This is a genomic window from Roseateles subflavus, assembly GCF_030285365.1.
Lineage (GTDB): Bacteria > Pseudomonadota > Gammaproteobacteria > Burkholderiales > Burkholderiaceae_C > Roseateles_B > Roseateles_B subflavus.
Genome location: NZ_JASVDS010000003.1, coordinates 731,026 through 748,508, shown reverse-complemented (window position 1 = coordinate 748,508; position 17,483 = coordinate 731,026). Strand labels below are relative to the sequence as shown.

13 protein-coding genes are annotated in these 17,483 nt (G+C 69.3%); 4 read left to right on the top strand and 9 right to left on the bottom strand.

Annotation, left to right across the window (positions count from 1 at the left end; all coding sequences use genetic code 11):
* Positions 1–157 precede the first annotated feature (157 nt).
* Positions 158–2,686: a UvrD-helicase domain-containing protein gene (locus QRD43_RS14365; protein WP_285983148.1), complete on the bottom strand. Its 2,529-nt coding sequence runs from the start codon at positions 2,684–2,686 to the stop codon at positions 158–160.
* Between the two features lie 55 nt (positions 2,687–2,741).
* Between QRD43_RS14365 and QRD43_RS14360 the strand changes: the two genes are divergently transcribed.
* The gene (locus QRD43_RS14360; protein ID WP_285983147.1) at positions 2,742–3,170 is read left to right on the top strand and encodes a YchJ family protein; all 429 of its coding nucleotides are present in this window, start codon (positions 2,742–2,744) and stop codon (positions 3,168–3,170) included.
* The gene (locus QRD43_RS14355; protein WP_285983146.1) at positions 3,167–3,964 is read left to right on the top strand and encodes a pseudouridine synthase; all 798 of its coding nucleotides are present in this window, start codon (positions 3,167–3,169) and stop codon (positions 3,962–3,964) included. The genes QRD43_RS14360 and QRD43_RS14355 overlap by 4 nt, the downstream gene beginning before the upstream one ends.
* Before the next feature lie 205 nt (positions 3,965–4,169).
* On the opposite strand, the gene QRD43_RS14350 is transcribed toward QRD43_RS14355, so the two are convergent.
* The 3 genes from QRD43_RS14350 to QRD43_RS14340 are packed head-to-tail and all read right to left on the bottom strand — an operon-like array spanning position 4,170 to position 7,548.
* Positions 4,170–6,116 (bottom strand): CocE/NonD family hydrolase, encoded by a 1,947-nt coding sequence (locus QRD43_RS14350; protein WP_434063880.1) that lies wholly within the window; start codon positions 6,114–6,116, stop codon positions 4,170–4,172.
* A gap of 37 nt (positions 6,117–6,153) precedes the next feature.
* Entirely contained in the window at positions 6,154–7,242 is a 1,089-nt protein-coding gene (locus tag QRD43_RS14345; protein ID WP_285983144.1) for a WD40/YVTN/BNR-like repeat-containing protein, read from the bottom strand.
* 36 nt (positions 7,243–7,278) lie between these two features.
* Entirely contained in the window at positions 7,279–7,548 is a 270-nt protein-coding gene (locus QRD43_RS14340; RefSeq protein WP_285983143.1) for a MoaD/ThiS family protein, read from the bottom strand.
* A 179-nt stretch (positions 7,549–7,727) separates the two neighbouring features.
* On the opposite strand from QRD43_RS14340, the gene rarD reads away from it, so the two are divergent.
* Positions 7,728–8,618 (top strand): EamA family transporter RarD, encoded by an 891-nt coding sequence (gene rarD / locus QRD43_RS14335; protein ID WP_285983142.1) that lies wholly within the window; start codon positions 7,728–7,730, stop codon positions 8,616–8,618.
* A 22-nt stretch (positions 8,619–8,640) separates the two neighbouring features.
* Here the strand turns inward: rarD and ahpF are convergent, their stop codons facing one another.
* From ahpF to lysA, 3 genes are all read right to left on the bottom strand, one after another.
* Positions 8,641–10,206, bottom strand: coding sequence for an alkyl hydroperoxide reductase subunit F (gene ahpF / locus QRD43_RS14330; RefSeq protein WP_285983141.1), 1,566 nt, complete (start codon positions 10,204–10,206; stop codon positions 8,641–8,643).
* A gap of 182 nt (positions 10,207–10,388) precedes the next feature.
* On the bottom strand, positions 10,389–10,952 hold the full coding sequence (gene ahpC / locus QRD43_RS14325; protein WP_285983140.1) for an alkyl hydroperoxide reductase subunit C: 564 nt from the start codon (positions 10,950–10,952) through the stop codon (positions 10,389–10,391).
* A gap of 155 nt (positions 10,953–11,107) precedes the next feature.
* A complete protein-coding gene (gene lysA, locus QRD43_RS14320) occupies positions 11,108–12,352 on the bottom strand; it encodes a diaminopimelate decarboxylase (protein WP_285983139.1) in 1,245 nt (414 codons plus the stop codon).
* Between the two features lie 106 nt (positions 12,353–12,458).
* On the opposite strand from lysA, the gene QRD43_RS14315 reads away from it, so the two are divergent.
* The gene (locus tag QRD43_RS14315) at positions 12,459–13,418 is read left to right on the top strand and encodes a LysR family transcriptional regulator (RefSeq protein WP_285983138.1); all 960 of its coding nucleotides are present in this window, start codon (positions 12,459–12,461) and stop codon (positions 13,416–13,418) included.
* 62 nt (positions 13,419–13,480) lie between these two features.
* On the opposite strand, the gene QRD43_RS14310 is transcribed toward QRD43_RS14315, so the two are convergent.
* Together QRD43_RS14310 and folE2 are read right to left on the bottom strand one after the other, a co-directional pair.
* Complete coding sequence (locus tag QRD43_RS14310) at positions 13,481–16,105, bottom strand: TonB-dependent receptor plug domain-containing protein (protein WP_285983137.1); 2,625 nt, start codon at positions 16,103–16,105, stop codon at positions 13,481–13,483.
* A 508-nt stretch (positions 16,106–16,613) separates the two neighbouring features.
* A complete protein-coding gene (folE2, locus tag QRD43_RS14305) occupies positions 16,614–17,408 on the bottom strand; it encodes a GTP cyclohydrolase FolE2 (protein ID WP_285983136.1) in 795 nt (264 codons plus the stop codon).
* Positions 17,409–17,483: the final 75 nt, after the last annotated feature.

Genomic DNA, 17,483 nt, shown 5'->3' with positions numbered 1-17,483 from the left:
CGCTGCGCTCATTGCGCTCGGACAGGCGCGCCCAGTCAGACCACGATGCGCGCTGCCGCGCGCGGCTCCGGACCCCTGCGCTCCTCGGCGCCACACAAGGCGCCCCGCCGCGGGCGGGCTCGCCGCCGTGCAGCACCATCGACGCGCTTCGCCGGCCTCAGTCGATCGGCGTCAGCTTCGCCACCGCCAGCGCCAGCCACTTGGTGCCGTGGCGCCCGAAGTTGACCTGGGCCCGCGCGTCCGGGCCGCTGCCCTCCAGCGTCAGCAGCACGCCCTCGCCGAACTTGTTGTGGAAGACCGGCTTGCCCACGCGCAGGCCGCCGTGCTCGTCGCCCACCTTCGCGGCCGCGGCCTGCTTCATGGTCTTGGGCACGGGGGCGCCGCCGAAGGACGGGGCGTCCTTGCCCTCGCGCTCCTGCTGCCAGGCCGGCGCCTGGCGCTCGACGCGCCCGGCACCCACCATGGACTTGAGCCCGGAGCCCCGCTCCCAGGCCTGCTGGTACTCGCGCGCAAAGCCCGAGCCGAAGCCCTGGTTGCGCGGCGTCAGCCACTTCAGCGAGGCCTCGGGCAGCTCGTCCAGGAAGCGGCTCTTGACGTTGTAGCGCGTCTGGCCGTGCAGCATGCGCGTCTGGCTGAAGCTCAGGTAGAGGCGCTGGCGGGCCCGGGTGATGGCCACGTACATCAGCCGGCGCTCTTCCTCCAGCCCGTCGCCGTCGGACAGCGAGTTCTCGTGCGGGAACAGCCCTTCTTCCAGGCCGGTGATGAAGACGGCGTCGAACTCCAGGCCCTTGGCCGAGTGCACGGTCATGAGCTGGATGGCGTCCTGCCCGGCCTGCGCCTGGTTGTCGCCCGCCTCGAGCGAGGCATGCGTCAGGAAGGCGGCCAGCGGCGAGACGATCTCGCCCGTCTCGGCATCCGGGGTGAGGGTGACGGCGGCAATGGCGGGCGGGTCACCCGCCGCGATCTGGCCCGGCGTGAAGCCGCCGGCGGCGCCCAGCTCGTCGACGGGCAGCGCCACGGCGTCCTTGCCGAAGCCCTCCTGCGTCACGAAGGCCTCGGCCGCGTTCACGAGTTCGTCCAGATTCTCCAGCCGCTCGGCGCCGTCCTTGTCGGTGCGGTAGAAGTCCGCGAGGCCCGAGGTGGCCAGCATCTGCTCGATGATCTCGCGCAGGGTCAGGCCTTGCGTCAGGTTGCGCATGGACTCGACCAGGTTCACGAAGGCCGCCAGATTGCTGCCGCCCTTGCCAGGCACCGCGGCCACGCTCTGGTAGAGGCTGCGGCCGCTCTGGCGCGCGGCGTCCTGCAGCAGCTCCAGCGTGCGCGCGCCGATGCCGCGGGCCGGGAAGTTCACCACGCGCAGGAAGCTGGTGTCGTCGTTGGCGTTCTCGATCAGGCGCAGGTAGGCCAGCGCATGCTTCACTTCCGCACGCTCGAAGAAGCGCAGGCCGCCGTACACGCGGTAGGGGATGCCGGCGTTGAACAGCGCCGACTCGATCACCCGCGACTGCGCATTGCTGCGGTACAGGATGGCGATCTCCGAGCGCGCCAGGCCCTGGCGGTGCAGCGCCTGCGCCTCCTCCAGCAGCCACTGGGCCTCGTTGAAGTCGCTGGCCGCCTCGTTCACGCGCACGGGTTCGCCCGGGCCCATGTCGGTGCGCAGGTTCTTGCCCAGGCGGTGGCTGTTGCGGCTGATCAGCTCGTTGGCGGCATCGAGGATGTGGCCGTAGCTGCGGTAGTTCTGTTCCAGCTTGACCACACGGTGCACGCGGTACTCGCGCTCGAAGTCGCTCATATTGCCCACGCGGGCGCCGCGGAAGGCGTAGATGCTCTGGTCGTCGTCGCCCACCGCGAACACGCCCTGCCCGCGGCCCGGCGGCGCGAACATCTTCAGCCAGGCGTACTGCAGCTTGTTGGTGTCCTGGAACTCGTCCACCAGCAGGTACTGGAAGCGGTGCTGGTAGTGCTCGCGCAGCGCGGCGTTGTCGCGCAGCAGCTCATAGGCACGGAGCATGAGCTCGGCGAAGTCCACCACGCCCTCGCGCTTGCACTGGTCCTCGTAGGCCTGGTAGATGTCCGCGAGCTTGCGCGTCTGCTCGTCGCGCAGGTCGATGTCCTTGGGGCGCAGGCCGTCCTCCTTGGCGCCGGCGATGAACCAGCTGACCTGCTTGGGCACGAAGCGCTCCTCGTCGAGGTTCATGGCCTTGATCACGCGCTTGACGGCCGAGACCGTGTCCGAGGCATCGAGGATCTGGAAGCCCTGCGGCAGCCCCGCCAGCTTCCAATGCGCGCGCAGGAAGCGGTTGCACAGGCCGTGGAAGGTGCCGATCCACATGCCCCGCACGTTGTAGGGCAGCATGGCCGAGAGCCGCGTGAGCATCTCCTTCGAGGCCTTGTTGGTGAAGGTCACGGCCATGATGCCGCCGGGCGTCGCGAGGCCCTGGTTCAGCAGCCAGGCGATGCGCGTGGTCAGCACGCGGGTCTTGCCCGAGCCGGCCCCGGCGAGGATCAGCGCCGGTTCCTGCCCCAGTGTGACGGCGGCCAGCTGCTCGGGGTTGAGTCCCTTGAGCAGGCCGTTCTGGGCCTCGCCACGGCCCGATCCGGCGAAGGACGGCCGCGGCGCGGGGGCATCGCCGAAGAGATCGTCGAGGGAATCGGGGCCGGGGGCGTCGTGGGGGTGGGCGGTCATCCGCGCATTTTAGAGAGGCCGGCGGCCCGGTCCTGTCAGCTGGCATGATGCCCGCATGATTGACGCCGCCCTCCTCGACGCCCCCTGCCCCTGCGGCCGCACCGATGCGAAGGCCCGGCCCCTGGCCTACGCCCGCTGCTGCGGCGCCCTGCACCAGCGTTTCGCCGCCACCGGCCGCTGGGATGCGCCAGACGCCGAGACGCTCATGCGCTCGCGCTACAGCGCCTTCACGCTCGAGCTGCTGGACTACCTGCGCGCCACCTGGCACCCCGACACCCGCCCCGCCACACTGGAGGCCAACGAGCCCGGCCTGAAGTGGCTGGGCCTGCAGGTCAAGGCGCGCGCGCAGCAGGACGCCGAGCACGCCACGGTGGAGTTCGTCGCCCGCTCGAAGCTGGGCGGTCGCGCCTTCCGGCTGCACGAGACCAGCCGCTTCGTGCGCGTGGACGGCCAATGGCACTACCTGGACGGGGACCTGCGTTGAGCGAGCCGTCCCCCGACGCCACGGCCGCGTCGTCCGCCCCCGCACCGCTGCCGCTGCGGTATCTCGACGACCACCTCGCCATCATCGACAAGCCCGCCGGGCTGCTCGTGCACCGCACCGCGCTGGATGCCCACGAGGAGCGCTTCGCCCTGCAGATGCTGCGGGACCAGCTCGGCCGCCCCGTCTGGCCGGCACACCGGCTCGACAAGGGCACCTCCGGCCTGCTCGTGTTCGCGCTGGACGCCGACACGGCCTCGCGCCTGGGCCAGTCCTTCGAGCAGGGCGAGCCGCGCAAGCGCTACCTGGCCCTGGTGCGCGGCTGGCCGCAGGACGCAGGCGTCATCGACCATCCCCTGGCCCGCGATCCGGAGCGGCCGTCGCAGGGTCAGGTCTTGCTCGACTCGCGCACCGACTACCGCTGCCTGGCCCGCGTCGCCTGGCCCTTCAGCGTGGACGGGAGATTCCCGGAGAGCCGCTACGCCCTCGTCGAGGCCGCGCCCCACAGCGGCCGCCGCCACCAGATCCGGCGGCACTTCAAGCACATCGCGCATCCGCTCGTCGGTGACGCCACGCATGGCAAGGGCGCACACAACCGCGCGGTGGCCGAGTTCCTGGGCCTGCAGCGCCTGTGGCTGCATGCGTGGACGCTGGCACTGCGGCACCCGCAGACGGGTGAGGAGCTGACGCTTCAGGCGCCGCCGGGGCCGGAGTGGGCGGACCTGCTGAAGCGGGGCGACTGGCGCTGGCAGGAGGATGCCGAGCAGGTGCGAATCGCCCTGTTCAATCGCAGCTGATCGCCTCGCTGCCTTCGGCAGGCTCGGTGCCGGTGGAGCCAGGATGCGGGTGGGCGTGATGGCGCAGGTAAGAGGTGGAGCCGACGCCGGCAGGCGGCGGCGGGGGACACGGAGCCATCACGCCCGCCCGCAGCCCGGCGATGCGCCATTCGCAGCAAAGAAAAGGGGCGCCGTACGAGGCGCCCCATGAACGAGGATCAAGCGTTCATCGCCCGCCGTCCATCACCCGCAGCTGCACCGCCGACGGCTGCTCCTTCCAGTGGAAGACCTTCTGCGTCGCCGCCTTGAAGTCCTCCGGCTTCGCGCTGCGGATCTGCACGAAGGTCTGCGGATTGCGGTCGATCAGCGGGAACCAGGAGCTCTGGATCTGCACCATGATCCGGTGCCCGCGCCGGAAGGTGTGCGCCACGTCCGGAATGTCGAAGCGGATCTCCTCCACCTGCCCCGGCACCATGGCCTCCGGCTTCTCGAAACTCTTGCGGAAGCGGCTGCGCAGCGGGTCACCCCGCACCAGCTGCTGGTAGCCGCCCAGCTGGAAGCCCGGCGGCGGCGGCACGTCGGCGATCTGTTCCCGGTTGCGCGGTGTCTCCTCGCCCGCGTCCGGCGGGTAAACGTCGATCAGCTTCACCACCCAGTCCGCATCCGTGCCCGTGGTGGACACGAAGAGCCGCGGGCTCACCGGCCCCGCCACCGTCACGTCCTCCTCCAGCGCGTCCGTCTGGTAGACCAGCACGTCGGGCCGCGTGGACGCGAAGCGCTGGTCCGCCACCATGTACTCCTGCGGCATGCCCAGCGAGGCGTAGCCGATGAAGGGCACGGGCTTGCTGGGGTCGCTCACATAGCTGTCGAACTCCGCCTTGCCGGCGCCCGGTGCCGTCCAGGCCAGCTTGCCGCCCGCCTGCAGATAGAGGCTGCGCACCTTGGCCTCGGCCGGCGGCCACGCGCTGTACTGGCGCCAGACATTGGTGCCCGTCTCGAAGATGCTGGCCTCGGGCAGCTTGGCATCCGCCCCGCCGCGCAGGTGCTGCTCGAAGAAGGGCAGCAGGATCTGCTTCTGGAAATGCTCGCTCGTCTTGCTGCCGAAGTCGACGGCGCCCAGACCCTTGCCCACCGTGCGCACCCAGCCGCCATGGATCCACGGCCCCATCACCAGCGCATTGCTGATGCCGGGGTTCTGCTTCTCGATGAACTGGTAGGTCGCCAGCGCGCCCGAGAGATCCTCGGCATCGAACCAGCCGCCCACCGTCAGCACCGCCGCCTTGATGTTCTTCAGGTGCGGCCCGACCGAGCGCGCCTTCCAGTAGTCGTTGTAGCGGTCGTTCTCGATCAGCTCGTCGAAGTAGGGGTTGCGTTCCTTGCCGATGGACTTGGCGATGCTGTCGAGATTGCCCAGCTTCAGGAAGTAGTCGTAGGCATCCTTGCTGTTGTAGTCGAAGGTCGTCCAGCGCTTGGGCTCGACCGTCGGGTTGTCCTGCGGCCGGAAGGCCGTGAGAAAGCCGTAGTTGTGGGCCAGCATGACGGCACCGCCGTGGTAGCCGTCATCGCGGTGGAAGTAGTCCGCGATGGGCGCCTGCGGCGAGGCCGCCTTGATCGCCGGATGCGAGTCGATGATGCCGGTGGAGGTGTAGAAGCCCGGGTAGGAAATGCCCCACAGGCCCAGCCTGCCGTTGTGGCCCTTCACATGGTCCAGCAGCCACTGCACCGTGTCGTGCATGTCCGTGCTGGCGTCAGCATCCTTGGGGCCCTTGTTCGGCTTGATCGGTGCCATCTCCTGGTAGACGCCCTCGGACATGTAGCGCCCCCGCACGTCCTGGCACACGAAGATGTAGCCGGCCTTGAGGAAGTCCTCGCTGGGCGCGAAGCGGCTGCCGTAGCGGTCCACGCCGTAGGGCCCGCAGCTGTAGGGCGTGCGGGTCATCAGGAAGGGATAGCGCTTGCCCGAGGCCTCGGCCTCCTTGGGCACATAGACCACCGTGAACAGGCGCTTGCCGTCACGCGTGGGCACCTTGTATTCGTACTTGGTGTAGTTGGCCTTGAGGTCGTAGGGCGCGGGCGCAGCCGGTGCTGCGGGCGGGGTCTGGGCCAGCACCTGCTGGGCGAGGCACAGGAGCGCCACGGCGCTGGAGATCGGGGCAATTCTCTTCACGGACATCATCGGAAGTGGTGGAGTCAGAAGATCGGTTCGCGGCTCAGCCGCCCTCGAACCGCACGGCATAGATGGGCGGCAGGCGCAGGGTCAGGTCTTGCCAATGGTCGCCGCCATCGTCGCTGGCCCAGAGCCCGCCGGTGGTGCTGCCCATCAGCAGGTGACGCCCGCTGCGGTCGACGGCCAGGCCATGGCGGTAGACCAGGTCGTAGCAGCCAGCGTGCGGCAAGCCGGCGCGCAGCACCTCGAAGCTCTGCCCGCCGTCGCGGGTGCGCTGCACGCACAGGGCCCCGTCGACGGGCACCCGGCACTGGTCCTTGACGGCCGGCACGAACCAGGCGGTGCCGGCATCGTCCGGGTGCGCGGCCACCGCGAAGCCGAAGCTCGACACCGGCCCCTGCAGCCGCAGCCAGTGCCGGCCGTTGTCCGCGCTGCGCCAGATGCCGCAGTGATGCTGGCACCAGAGCACCTCCGGCTGCGCGGCGCAGCGCACGATGCGGTGCGGATCCTGCGTGTTCAGCACGGTCTGCAGTTCGGGCGGCATGTAGTCGGCCACAAGCCCCTCGCCGAGCAGCTCCCAGCCCGCCGCGGCATCGGTCGAGCGCCAGACGCCGCCGCAGCTGATGCCCAGCAGCAGCTCGTCCGGCACCTGCGGATGCGGGCAGATGGAGTGGATGCCCGGGCTGTCGTAGCCGCCGCCGAACCACTCGAGCCGCTCCGTGCGATCCCACAGGCCGTGCTGCAGCGCCCAGCTGGCGCCGCCGTCGTCGCTGCGGAAGAGCCCGCCGGGATTCGTGCCGCACCACAGCCGCGAGGCGTCGCGCTCCATGGACCAGATCTGCACCAGCTTCCAGGCCGGGCCGGCGGCCCCGTCCGGCTGGGGCGGAAAGACGGGTGCCGGCAGCTCGTGCCAGGTCTTGCCCCCATCGTCGGAGGCCTGCACCTTGACCCCGAAGTGGCCGAGGTTCAGCCCCGCCAGCATCCGCTCGCCGAAGGCTCCGGCGCCGCGCGGCAGCACCATGCTGACCGGGTCGCCCAGGAAGCTCGTGCCGGCGATGCGCCAGCCCTTCGCCCCCTCGTGCTGCAGTTCGAACAGGCCCTTGCGGGTGGCCACCCAGGCTTGCAGACTCATGCTTGGCTCCTTGATGAGGACTCCCGCGCCCGGCGCTCAGCCCCCGGAGAGCGCCTGCAGCACGTGCACGACGGAGGCGGGCTGCAGGGGCTGGTCCAGCCGCTGGCGATCATGGACCACCCGACCTTCGACGTAAATCACCACGTTGGCCCGCAGATGGCCCTGGTCGTCCAGCACATAGCCGCGCAGGCGCGGATGGGCGTCGAAGGCCTGCTCCAGTGCCGCGCGCAGCACGGTGGCCGTGACGTCGCAGTCCGGCGCCTCGACGAAGCGCTGCAGCTGGGCCGTGAACACGATGCGGGGCATGCTCCGCATTAGGCCGGGAAGGCGTCGCCGTCCGAAGCGGAATTACCCGCCATGACTTTGGACACCGGCGCCCCCCGAATGCCCCAGCGCGGGACAAGTGAGGTCTGGCCGGCCACAATCGCCGCTGCCCCGGGGCCCGGCCGCCGGCCGCCCCATTTCCCGAAGCAGCACCCGTCCCCATGACCGCATCCCTGCGCCAAGGCGTCATCAGCGCCGCCCTCGCCTACGCTCTGTGGGGCCTGTTCCCGCTCTATTTCAAGCACCTCGCCGGCGTGCCTTCGCTGGAGGTGGTGGCGCATCGCATCGTCTGGTGCCTGCTGCTGATGGTCGGGGTGCTGAGCGTGATGCGGCGCTGGGCCTGGCTCGGGCCGGTGCTGCGCAGCCCCAAGGTGCTGGCCGCCTTCACGGCGTCGGCGCTGCTGCTGTCGGCCAACTGGCTGACCTATGTCTGGGCCGTGCAGCATGACCACGTGCTGGATGCCAGCCTGGGCTACTTCATCAACCCGCTGGTCAACGTGGCCCTCGGCTACTTCTTTCTGCACGAGCGCCCGCGGCCGGCGCAGTGGGCGGCCGTGGGGCTCGCCGCGGCGGGCGTGCTGTGGCTGACGCTGCAGACCGGGCGCCTGCCCTGGGTCGCGCTGATCCTCGCCGGCAGCTTCGGCGTCTACGGCCTGCTGCGAAAGATCGCGGTCCTCGGTGCGCTGGAGGGGCTGGTGCTGGAGTGCCTCGTCGTCGCGCCCGCCGCGATCATCGGCCTGGCGTGGTGGGGCCATCAGGGCCACGGCGCCCTGAGCAGCGGAGACACCGGCCTGATCGGCCTGCTGCTGCTGGCCGGCCCGCTCACCGCGGCGCCGCTGCTGCTGTTCGCGGCCGGCGCCCGCCGCATCCCGATGGCCACGCTGGGGCTGCTGCAGTATATCTCGCCCAGCATCCAGTTCATGCTGGGCGTGTGGCTGTACCAGGAGCCCTTCTCGGCCGCCCGTGTGCTGGGCTTCGGTCTGATCTGGGCCGCGCTGGCGGTCTACAGCGCCGAAGGCTGGTGGCGCAGCCGCCAGCCTGTCAACACCTGACCCTCCCGGCGGGCCCCTTCGCTCAGGCCGCGGCCGGCGTGCGGATCAGGTAGTCGAAGGCGCCCAATGCCGCCTTGGCACCGTCCCCCGCGGCGATGACGATCTGCTTGAACGGCACGGTCGTCGCGTCACCCGCCGCGAACACGCCGGGCAGCGAGGTGCGGCCATGGTGGTCCACGATGATCTCGCCGAACTTCGACAGTTCCACCGTGCCCTTGAGCCACTCGGTATTGGGCACGAGGCCGATCTGCACGAAGACGCCTTCCAGCTCGACGTGATGCTCGGTGCCCGTCGCGCGGTCGGTGTAGCGCAGGCCGCCCAGCCGGTTGCCGTCGCCGGTCAGCTCGGTGGTCTGGGCCTGGGTGTGGATCACCACATTGGGCAGGCTCTTGAGCTTGTCCACCAGCACGGCGTCGGCGCGCAGCTGGTCGCCGAACTCCAGCAGCGTGACGTGGGCCACGAGGCCGGCCAGGTCGATGGCCGCCTCGACGCCCGAGTTGCCGCCGCCGATCACCGCCACGCGCTTGCCCTTGAAGAGCGGGCCGTCGCAGTGCGGGCAGTAGGCCACGCCCTTGTTCTTGTACTCGGCCTCGCCGGGCACGTTGATGTTGCGCCAGCGAGCGCCGGTGGAGAGGATGACGCTGCGGCTCTTGAGCACCGCGCCATTGGCCAGCTGCACCTCGTTCAGGCCGCCCGGCTGCGCGGCGGGAATCAGCTTCTCGGCGCGCTGCAGGTTCATGATGTCGACGTCATAGGCCTTCACGTGGGTCTCCAGCGCCATGGCGAACTTGGGGCCATCGGTCTCCAGCACCGAGATGTAGTTCTCGATGGCCAGCGTGTCGTTGACCTGGCCGCCGAAGCGCTCGGCCGCCACGCCCACGCGGATGCCCTTGCGGGCGGCGTACACGGCCGCGGCCGCGCCGGCGGGGCCACCGCCGACGATCAGCACTTCATAGGGATCCTTGGCGCTGAGCTTCGCGGCGTCGCGGGCGGCGGCGCCGGTGTCCAGCTTGGCGACGATCTCCTCCACCGTCATGCGGCCGGAGCCGAAGTGCTGGCCGTTGAGGTAGACGGAGGGCACGGCCATGATCTCGCGGGTCGTCACCTCCTCCTGGAAGGCGCCGCCCTCGATCACCACGGTCTTCACCTTGGGATTGAGCACGGCCATCAGCGACAGCGCCTGCACCACGTCCGGGCAGTTGTGGCAGCTGAGGCTCATGTAGACCTCGAAGCTGAAGTCGCCGTCCAGCGCCTGGATCTGGTCGATCACGTCCTGCTCGACCTTGGGCGGGTGGCCGCCGGTCCACAGCAGGGCCAGCACGAGCGAGGTGAATTCATGGCCCAGGGGCAGACCGGCAAAGCGGAGGCTCTGCTGCGTGCCCAGGCGCTGCAGGCTGAACGAGGGCTTGCGGGCGTCGTTGCCATCCAGGCGAAGCTGGATCTTGTCGCACATGCCGTCGATCTCTTGCAGCAGCTCCTTCATCTCGGCGGCCGTCGCGGAGTCATCCAGCGAAGCCACGATCTCGAAGGGCTCGCGAACGCGCTCCAGGTAGGCCTTGAGCTGTTCCTTCAGTGCGGCGTCCAACATGGCGGGCTCTCTTTCCTTGCGTGTGTTTCGTACAGATGTGGCCATCCAAGCCACCCTGAAAACACCCGCCGGGGCCGCCGGGGCGCTTTCAGCGTCGCTCGATGCGCGCTGGGAGGGCCGCCAGCCCGTGCGGGCCGGCGGCGGGGGTCTGTCTCACGACAAACGGACAGGCGTCACTGGGGTCAGATCTTGCCGACCAGGTCCAGCGAGGGGGTCAGGGTCTTGGCGCCTTCGTTCCACTTGGCGGGGCAGACCTGGCCGGGATGGCTGGCGACGTACTGGGCGGCGCGCAGCTTGCGCAGCGTTTCCTTCATGTCGCGGGCGATGGCGTTGTCATGCACTTCGGCGGTCTTGATCACGCCTTCGGGGTTGATCACGAAGGTGCCGCGCAGGGCCAGGCCTTCTTCCTCGATGTGCACGCCGAAGGCGCGGGTCAGCTTGTGGGTGGGGTCGCCCACCAGCGGGAACTTGGCCTTGCCCACGGCGGGGGAGGTCTCGTGCCACACCTTGTGCGAGAAGTGCGTGTCGGTCGTGACGATGTAGATCTCGGCACCGGCCTTCTGGAATTCGGCGTACTGGTCGGCCGCGTCCTCGACTTCGGTCGGGCAGTTGAAGGTGAAGGCGGCGGGCATGAACACCAGCACCGACCACTTGCCCTTCAGGCTGGCTTCGGTCACTTCAACGAACTTGCCGTTGTGGAAGGCTTCGGTCTTGAAGGGCTGGACTTGGGTGTTGATCAGGGACATCGGGAATCTCCGCTGTGGGGTTGTTGGGATGGACTGAATCTTATGGTCATCCCGAGTCCCTTAGCTTTGATTTATCAAATCGCCCCTATTGGCCCTGGCTATTGAACACCCCTATCAAATGGACGATTCGATAGAAATTCCCTGTCACGCGGCCTTCACAGGCCGGTTTCCAGGGCCAGCAGCTCCTCCACCGTCTGGCGGCGGCGGATGAGGCGGGCCGTCTCGCCGTCCAGCAGCACCTCGGCGATCAGGGGGCGGGAGTTGTAGTTGCTGGACATCGAGGCGCCATAGGCCCCGGTGTCATGGATCACCAGCAGGTCGCCCACGCGGGCCTGCGGCAGCGGCTGCGGCTGCACCTCGCCACCATCGCCCTGGGTGAAGACATCCCCCGACTCGCACAGCGGACCGGCCACGACCGTGGGGCGCGACGGGCGCGCCGCGGCGTCGGCCGGGACCAGGCTCATGGCGTGGAAGGCGCCGTACATGGCGGGGCGCATCAGCTCGTTGAAGCCGGCATCCACCATCATGAAGTGATTGCGGCCCGCATCCTTGACGGCGCGCACCTCGGTGATCAGGCTGCCGGACTCGGCCACCAGGTAGCGTCCCGGCTCGATCTCCAGGTGCAGGGCGTGCCCCAGCAGCGCGCCGGCCTGCTGGCGGGCGGTGTCCCACAGGCCGAAGTAGTGCGCGGTGTCCACCACCGGATCGCCTTCGCGGTAGGGAATGGAGAGCCCGCCGCCGCTGGAGATCGCCTGCAGGTCCAGGCCCGCGGCCTTCACCTGCTTCACCAGATCGACCATGGCGTCGCAGACCTGGGCCAGGTGGCGGTAGTCCACGCCGGAGCCGATGTGCATGTGCAGGCCGTAGAGCTGCAGGCCCTGCGCCTTCACCTCGGCCAGCGCCGCGCCCAGCTCCGCGTGCCAGATCCCGTGCTTGCTGTGCTCGCCGCCGGTGTTGGTCTTGTTGCTGTGGCCGTGGCCGAAGCCGGGGTTGATGCGCAGCCACACCGGGTGAGCGGCCGAGCGCGGGCCCAGCTGGCGCAGCATGTCGATGGAGCCGGCATTCACAGGGATGCGGTGCTCGACGACCGTGTCCAGCGTCGCACGATCCAGCAGGTCGGCGGTGAAGACGATCTCCTGCGCGGGCGTGCCGGGCTGGTAGCCGGCGGCCAGGGCACGCAGGATCTCGCCGCGTGAAACGGCATCCACCTTCACGCCCTGCTCGCGCATGAGGCGCAGCAGGTGGGTGTTGGAGCAGGCCTTCTGCGCGAAGCGGATGGTGTCGAAGGACTTCAGTGCATTGATGCGCTCGCGGATGGTGGGCGCGTCGTAGGTCCACAGCGGCGTGCCGAACTGCTGGGCCAGTTGCTGGATGCGGGCGGGGTTCAGGGGCAGGGTCATGGTCGGCACCAGGAAGGATCGGGATGCCTCGCAGCATGCCGCGCGCAATCCATATCAGCAAATAGCATCTTGTTCACAATCAATTCAAAATGGATATGCTCAAGCCATGAACCACGCCTTGATCAGCCACCGGCACATCGAGATCTTCCGCGCGCTGATGCTCAGCGGCGGCGTGAGCGAGGCGGCGCGCAGCCTGCACACCTCGCAGCCCACACTGAGCCGGGAGCTCGCCCGCCTGGAGTACCTGCTGGGCTACGCCCTCTTCGACCGCGTCCGGGGCCGGCTCAAAGCGACGCAGGCCGCGCTGGTGCTCTTCGAGGAGGTGCAGCGCAGCTACGCGGGTCTGGACCGCATCGTGCAGCGCGCGCGTTCACTGGCGCAGGGCCAGGACTCGGTGCTGGAGGTGCTCAGCCTGCCGGCCCTCACGCAGGCCCTGCTGCCTGGCGCCTGCCGGCGCTGGCAAGACCTGGCCCCGGAAGGTCGCGTGCGCATCACGCCACAGGAGTCGCCGCTGCTTGAGGAATGGCTCAGCGAGCAGCGCTTCGACCTCGGGCTGACTGAGCAGGCGCAGGCGCCCGCGGGCACGCGGGGGGAGCTCCTGTTCGAGGCCGACGAGGTCTGCGTGCTGCCGGATGGGCATCCGCTGCTGGCCCGCGCACAGCTCGCACTGGACGACCTGCACGACGCGGCCTTCATCAGCCTCGCCAGCCAGGATCCCTACCGCCTGCAGCTGGATGCGCTCTTCGAGGCGGCCGGCGTCGGGCGGCGCCTGCAGCTCGAGACGCCCAGCGCCGCCGCCATCTGCGAGTGCGTGCGCCAGGGCCTCGGCGTGAGCGTCCTCAACCCGCTGACGGCCCTGAGCTTCAGCGGGCGCGGCCTGCAGCTGCGGCGCCTCACGGTGTCGGTGCCCTACCGCGTGTACCTCGTGCAGCCGCAGCTGCGCAGCCGGCACGCGCAGCTGCCGGCCTTCGTGCAGGGCCTGCGCCGGCAGGCCGACGAGGTCCGGCAGCGCCTGGACACCCAGCTCAAGGAGGCCAGTGGCGGCGGCCGCGGCGACTCGCCATGAAAAAGGCCCGCGAGGCGGGCCTTGGCTGTCCGGACGGGGCCACGAAGGCCCCGCCGCAGGCATCAGTAGAAGCTGTAGCGGACGCTGACGTAGGCGTTGGGGCCGTCGGTGCCATCCAGGAAGCTGCCGTACTGCGTGGCGAAGCGCGGGCGCTTGTCCGTCAGGTTCGAGATGCCGGCATTCACGACCATGTTCTTGAAGCCCTTGTACCGGACGTTGACGTCGAGCGTCGTGTAGCTCGGCAGGCGATCCACCGTCTGGCCGTCCTGGATGTGCGTCGGGTCGTCGATGTTCAGCACGCTCGCGCTGGTGTTGGCACGCAGGGTGCCGCCCCAGGCGCCCCGCTCGTAACCCAGGCTCAGCACATTGCGCCACTTGGGGCGGTAGTAGCTGTCCAGGCGCTCGGTCGGATCCTGGTCCTGCACGTCCGACTGCTTGAAGTGGAACTGGTAGTTCAGCTCGTTGCGCACCGAGACCCGGCCCCCGGCCACGTCGAAGGCGTAGCGGCCTTCCAGGTCCATGCCGTCCGTCTTCACGCGGCCCACGTTGATGAAGGGCGTGACGATGGTGTTGAGGCGGCCATGGCGCAGGCCGGGGTAGCGCGCCTCCAGCGCCGGATTGCGCGGATCGCGGATCACCAGCTTGTCAAAGCCCGGGGTGTCGAACTCGTGGTCCAGCAGGTACTGGCCATCCAGCAGCTGGATCGCGTCACGCTGCTCGAGGTGGTAGTAGTCCAGGCTGAGCAGGAAGTCGCGGGTCGGGTTGAACACCGCGCCGAACGAGGCGATCTTGGTCTTCTCGGGCTTCAGCTCCGTGTTCGAGACCAGCAGCATCTTCGGGTAGTAGTGGCACTGGTCGGGGCCGTAGCCCAGCGGGCGGCAGCGGATCCAGTCGGCCACGCCGGAGGAGTACGCCGTGGTCTGGGCCATGTGCATCTGCGGCAGGGTCGGGGCCTTGAAGGCCGTGTTGTAGCCCCCGCGCAGCAGGACGCTCTGCGTCGGCCGGAAGGCGACAGCCACCTTCGGGTTCACCGTGCTGCCGAAGTCGCTGTAGTGGTCGCTGCGCAGGGCCAGCTGCACCTCCAGCTTCTTGACCGGCTGCAGGCTCACCTCGACGAAGGCCGAGCTCACGCGGCGGCTGCCGTCGGAGCCGGTGCCCCCGTAGTTCTCGATGTTGTGCGCCTGGATCTGGGCGTCCGGCGTGTCACGCATGGACTCGCTCATGAACTGCACGCCTGCAGCGACGCCCACGGGGCCGCCGAGCTGGAAGGCCTCGGGGTTGCTGATCTTCGCGTCCAGGGTACTCAGCCGGGACGAGGCGGTGCGCTCCACCGACGTCAGCAGCGGGCGCCAGGCCGATTCGGGGTTCTTCAGTGCGAAGGGGTCGTAGCTGCCGGTCTCCAGGGCCTGCGTGACGGCGTCGCGCTTGAGCAGGCCATCCTGGGTCAGCGACAGCGCATTGCGGCTGGCGCTGGCGGCCGCTTCCCAGTCGTAGGCGCCGATCGCGCCGCGCGCGCCCACCAGCAGGCGGCTGTTGTCAGACACCATGCGCGACTGCGACTGGCCGGCCTCGTACACCGAGCGGAACACCATGAGCGGATCGCCCTGGCCCAGCGCGTCCTTGTAGGAGCCCCAGTCGGGCATGATGTAGCGGTCGGCCTGGTAGGTCTCGATGCTCTGGAAGCCGTCGGCCCAGGTCGCCTTGTTGCGGTTCAGCGAGAGCTCACCGAAGAGCTGCGTGTCCTTGCCGAGTTCCAGGGTGCCGACGACGATGCCGGTGGCCCGGTTCAGCCGGGGCGAGAGCTGGGTCGCCGGGTCCACGTCCGTGCGGCAGTATTCATCGCCCCGGTCATCCACCTCCACGACGGACGGTGCGACGCAACCCGGCATGGCATGGCGCGCGCCCGTCCCCGCGTTGTAGTAGGAGCCCGGGCCCCGCGTGGTGGCACGGTTGTCCTGGCCGCCGAGGGGGCGCAGGTCATTGGTGCGGGTGAACTCGTGCTTGCCGGCGATCTTGGCACCGCGCTGGAACAGGTCCAGCGTGGCCAGCAGGTTGAAGCGGTCGCGGGCGAGGTCGCCAAAGCCCGCCGTCAGATTGGCCGAGCCGGTCTTCAGGTCCCCGGCCGTGTTCTGCGAGTACTTGGCCCCCAGCTCCAGGCCCTTGAAGTCTCGACGGGTGACGAAGTTGATCACGCCCGCCACGGCGTCCGAGCCGTAGATGGCGGACGCCCCGTCACGCAGGACCTGGATTTCGTCGATGGCCGACAGCGGCAGGCTGTTCAGGTCCACGAAGGTCGAGTCGGTGCCCTGGGCAAAGCCATAGTTGGCCAGGCGACGGCCGTTCAGCAGCACGAGCACGTTCTTCTCGCCCATGCCGCGCAGCGCCACGGCCGCGGCGCCGGGGGCAAAGGAGTTGCTGTCGCTGCCGTCGAAGCCGCCGGTGGTCGAGCTCATGGTGAAGAGCGCGTCCACCAGCGTGGTGGCCCCGGTGGCCTCGATGTCGGCGCGCTTGTACACCTGGATCGGCGACGGGCCTTCGGCGTCGATGCGCTTGAGGTTCGAGCCGACGATGACGACGCGCTCCAGCTGCTTGGGGGCTTCGTCCGCCACGGCGGCCGTGCACGCCAGGGCCGCAGCGGCCACGGCACCCAGAACCCAGCGCGGGCGCTGGCTCAACGACTGATTCATTGGAAGTACTCCTGCGTGAGGCCCGCGCTCGGCGTGGCCTGTCCCTCGTCCCATGCACCGGTCGGGCGACCGATGCGGCGCTTGCCACACGCGGACTTCGAGAGTTCCGCTGTCTGGCGTCGCCATTCTTTGGAGACGGGCGCCGAATGTTTCGCTGAGTTCCGGCAGCAAAACAGTGAGGCCGGCGTGCCACGTTCGCGGCCCAGCCCCCTGGCGGACCGGCAGGAACTGCGCTAACCGCGCCCCGTGACGAACGTCATGTTCGCCATTGACGAACGCGGGCGCGGGCATGCCCGCCTAGCCATGGTCGCTGGGCGATGAGCGCACAGACGCTCCTCCGTGATGACCCGCAGACCCCGGGCCCAGCTGGTCCTTGATTGGACTGGACGGGGCGCCGAAGAAAATTCGGCCGCTCCGGGGGGCGGAGCGGCCGAATGTCACCGTTCGCGGTGCAGCTTCGGGCAAGTCCCGAGACCCGGCTGTGGTGTCCGGGCCACCGTCGGCGGCCTCAGCAGCGCTCGATGCAGGCGTAGGCGCTGTGGTTGTGGATGGACTCGAAGTTCTCGACCTCGGCCCGGTAGGCGCCGATGCGCGGCTCGGCATTCAGCCGCAGGGCCACGTCGCGCACGAGGTCCTCGACGAACTTGGGGTTCTCGTAGGCGTGCTCGGTGATCCACTTCTCATCGGCGCGCTTGAGCAGCGGCCAGATCTCGCTGGAAGCGCTCTGCTCGGCCACACGGACCAGCTCGGCCAGGCCCAGACTGTCGTCGAGCAGCTCGACGCGGATGGTGACCCGCGAGCGCTGGTTGTGGGCGCCGTAGTCGGAGATTTCCTTGGAGCAGGGGCACAGGCTCTTCACCGGCGCCGCGATTTCCAGCCACACACGGCTGCGGCCGTCACGGGTCTCGGTGATGAAGGCGCCTTCGTAGTCGAGCAGACTCTCGATGCCCGACACCGGCGCCCGCTTGCGCAGGAAGAAGGTGAATCGCACCTCGATGCGGCCGTCGCGCGCCTCCAGCTTCGCCAGCATCTGCTCGTGCAGGCTGCGCAGCACGCCGGCGTCCAGCGGGTCCTTCAGCGCATCCAGCCAGGCCACGAAGCGGGACATGTGCGTGCCCTTCTTCTCGGCCGGCAGCAGCACGTCCAGCGCCCAGGTCCCGACGGTCGGCTGGGCATCCTTGCCCAGGCGCAGCTGCAGCGGATAGCGCACCTCCTTGACCCCGACGCGCTGGATCACGAGGTGGCGCTCGTCGCGCTCGCTCTGGGTGTCGGGGATGTGGAGGCTGCTGGTGACTTGGTTCATAGAATTCTGGAGCGGCCGGCCGGGATGGCGCCGGAAGCCGCAAGCATGACACGGCCAGGGGAAACCCCGTGCGGG

Excerpts from the sequence above, each read along its gene's own strand:
- QRD43_RS14365 (WP_285983148.1), bottom strand. The coding sequence starts at position 2,686 with ATGACCGCCCACCCCCACGACGCCCCCGGCCCCGATTCCCTCGACGAT.
- QRD43_RS14360 (WP_285983147.1), top strand. The coding sequence starts at position 2,742 with ATGATTGACGCCGCCCTCCTCGACGCCCCCTGCCCCTGCGGCCGCACC.
- QRD43_RS14350 (WP_434063880.1), bottom strand. The coding sequence starts at position 6,116 with ATGTCCGTGAAGAGAATTGCCCCGATCTCCAGCGCCGTGGCGCTCCTG.
- QRD43_RS14345 (WP_285983144.1), bottom strand. The coding sequence starts at position 7,242 with ATGAGTCTGCAAGCCTGGGTGGCCACCCGCAAGGGCCTGTTCGAACTG.
- QRD43_RS14340 (WP_285983143.1), bottom strand. The coding sequence starts at position 7,548 with ATGCCCCGCATCGTGTTCACGGCCCAGCTGCAGCGCTTCGTCGAGGCG.
- rarD (WP_285983142.1), top strand. The coding sequence starts at position 7,728 with ATGACCGCATCCCTGCGCCAAGGCGTCATCAGCGCCGCCCTCGCCTAC.
- ahpF (WP_285983141.1), bottom strand. The coding sequence starts at position 10,206 with ATGTTGGACGCCGCACTGAAGGAACAGCTCAAGGCCTACCTGGAGCGC.
- ahpC (WP_285983140.1), bottom strand. The coding sequence starts at position 10,952 with ATGTCCCTGATCAACACCCAAGTCCAGCCCTTCAAGACCGAAGCCTTC.
- lysA (WP_285983139.1), bottom strand. The coding sequence starts at position 12,352 with ATGACCCTGCCCCTGAACCCCGCCCGCATCCAGCAACTGGCCCAGCAG.
- QRD43_RS14315 (WP_285983138.1), top strand. The coding sequence starts at position 12,459 with ATGAACCACGCCTTGATCAGCCACCGGCACATCGAGATCTTCCGCGCG.
- QRD43_RS14310 (WP_285983137.1), bottom strand. The coding sequence starts at position 16,105 with ATGAATCAGTCGTTGAGCCAGCGCCCGCGCTGGGTTCTGGGTGCCGTG.
- folE2 (WP_285983136.1), bottom strand. The coding sequence starts at position 17,408 with ATGAACCAAGTCACCAGCAGCCTCCACATCCCCGACACCCAGAGCGAG.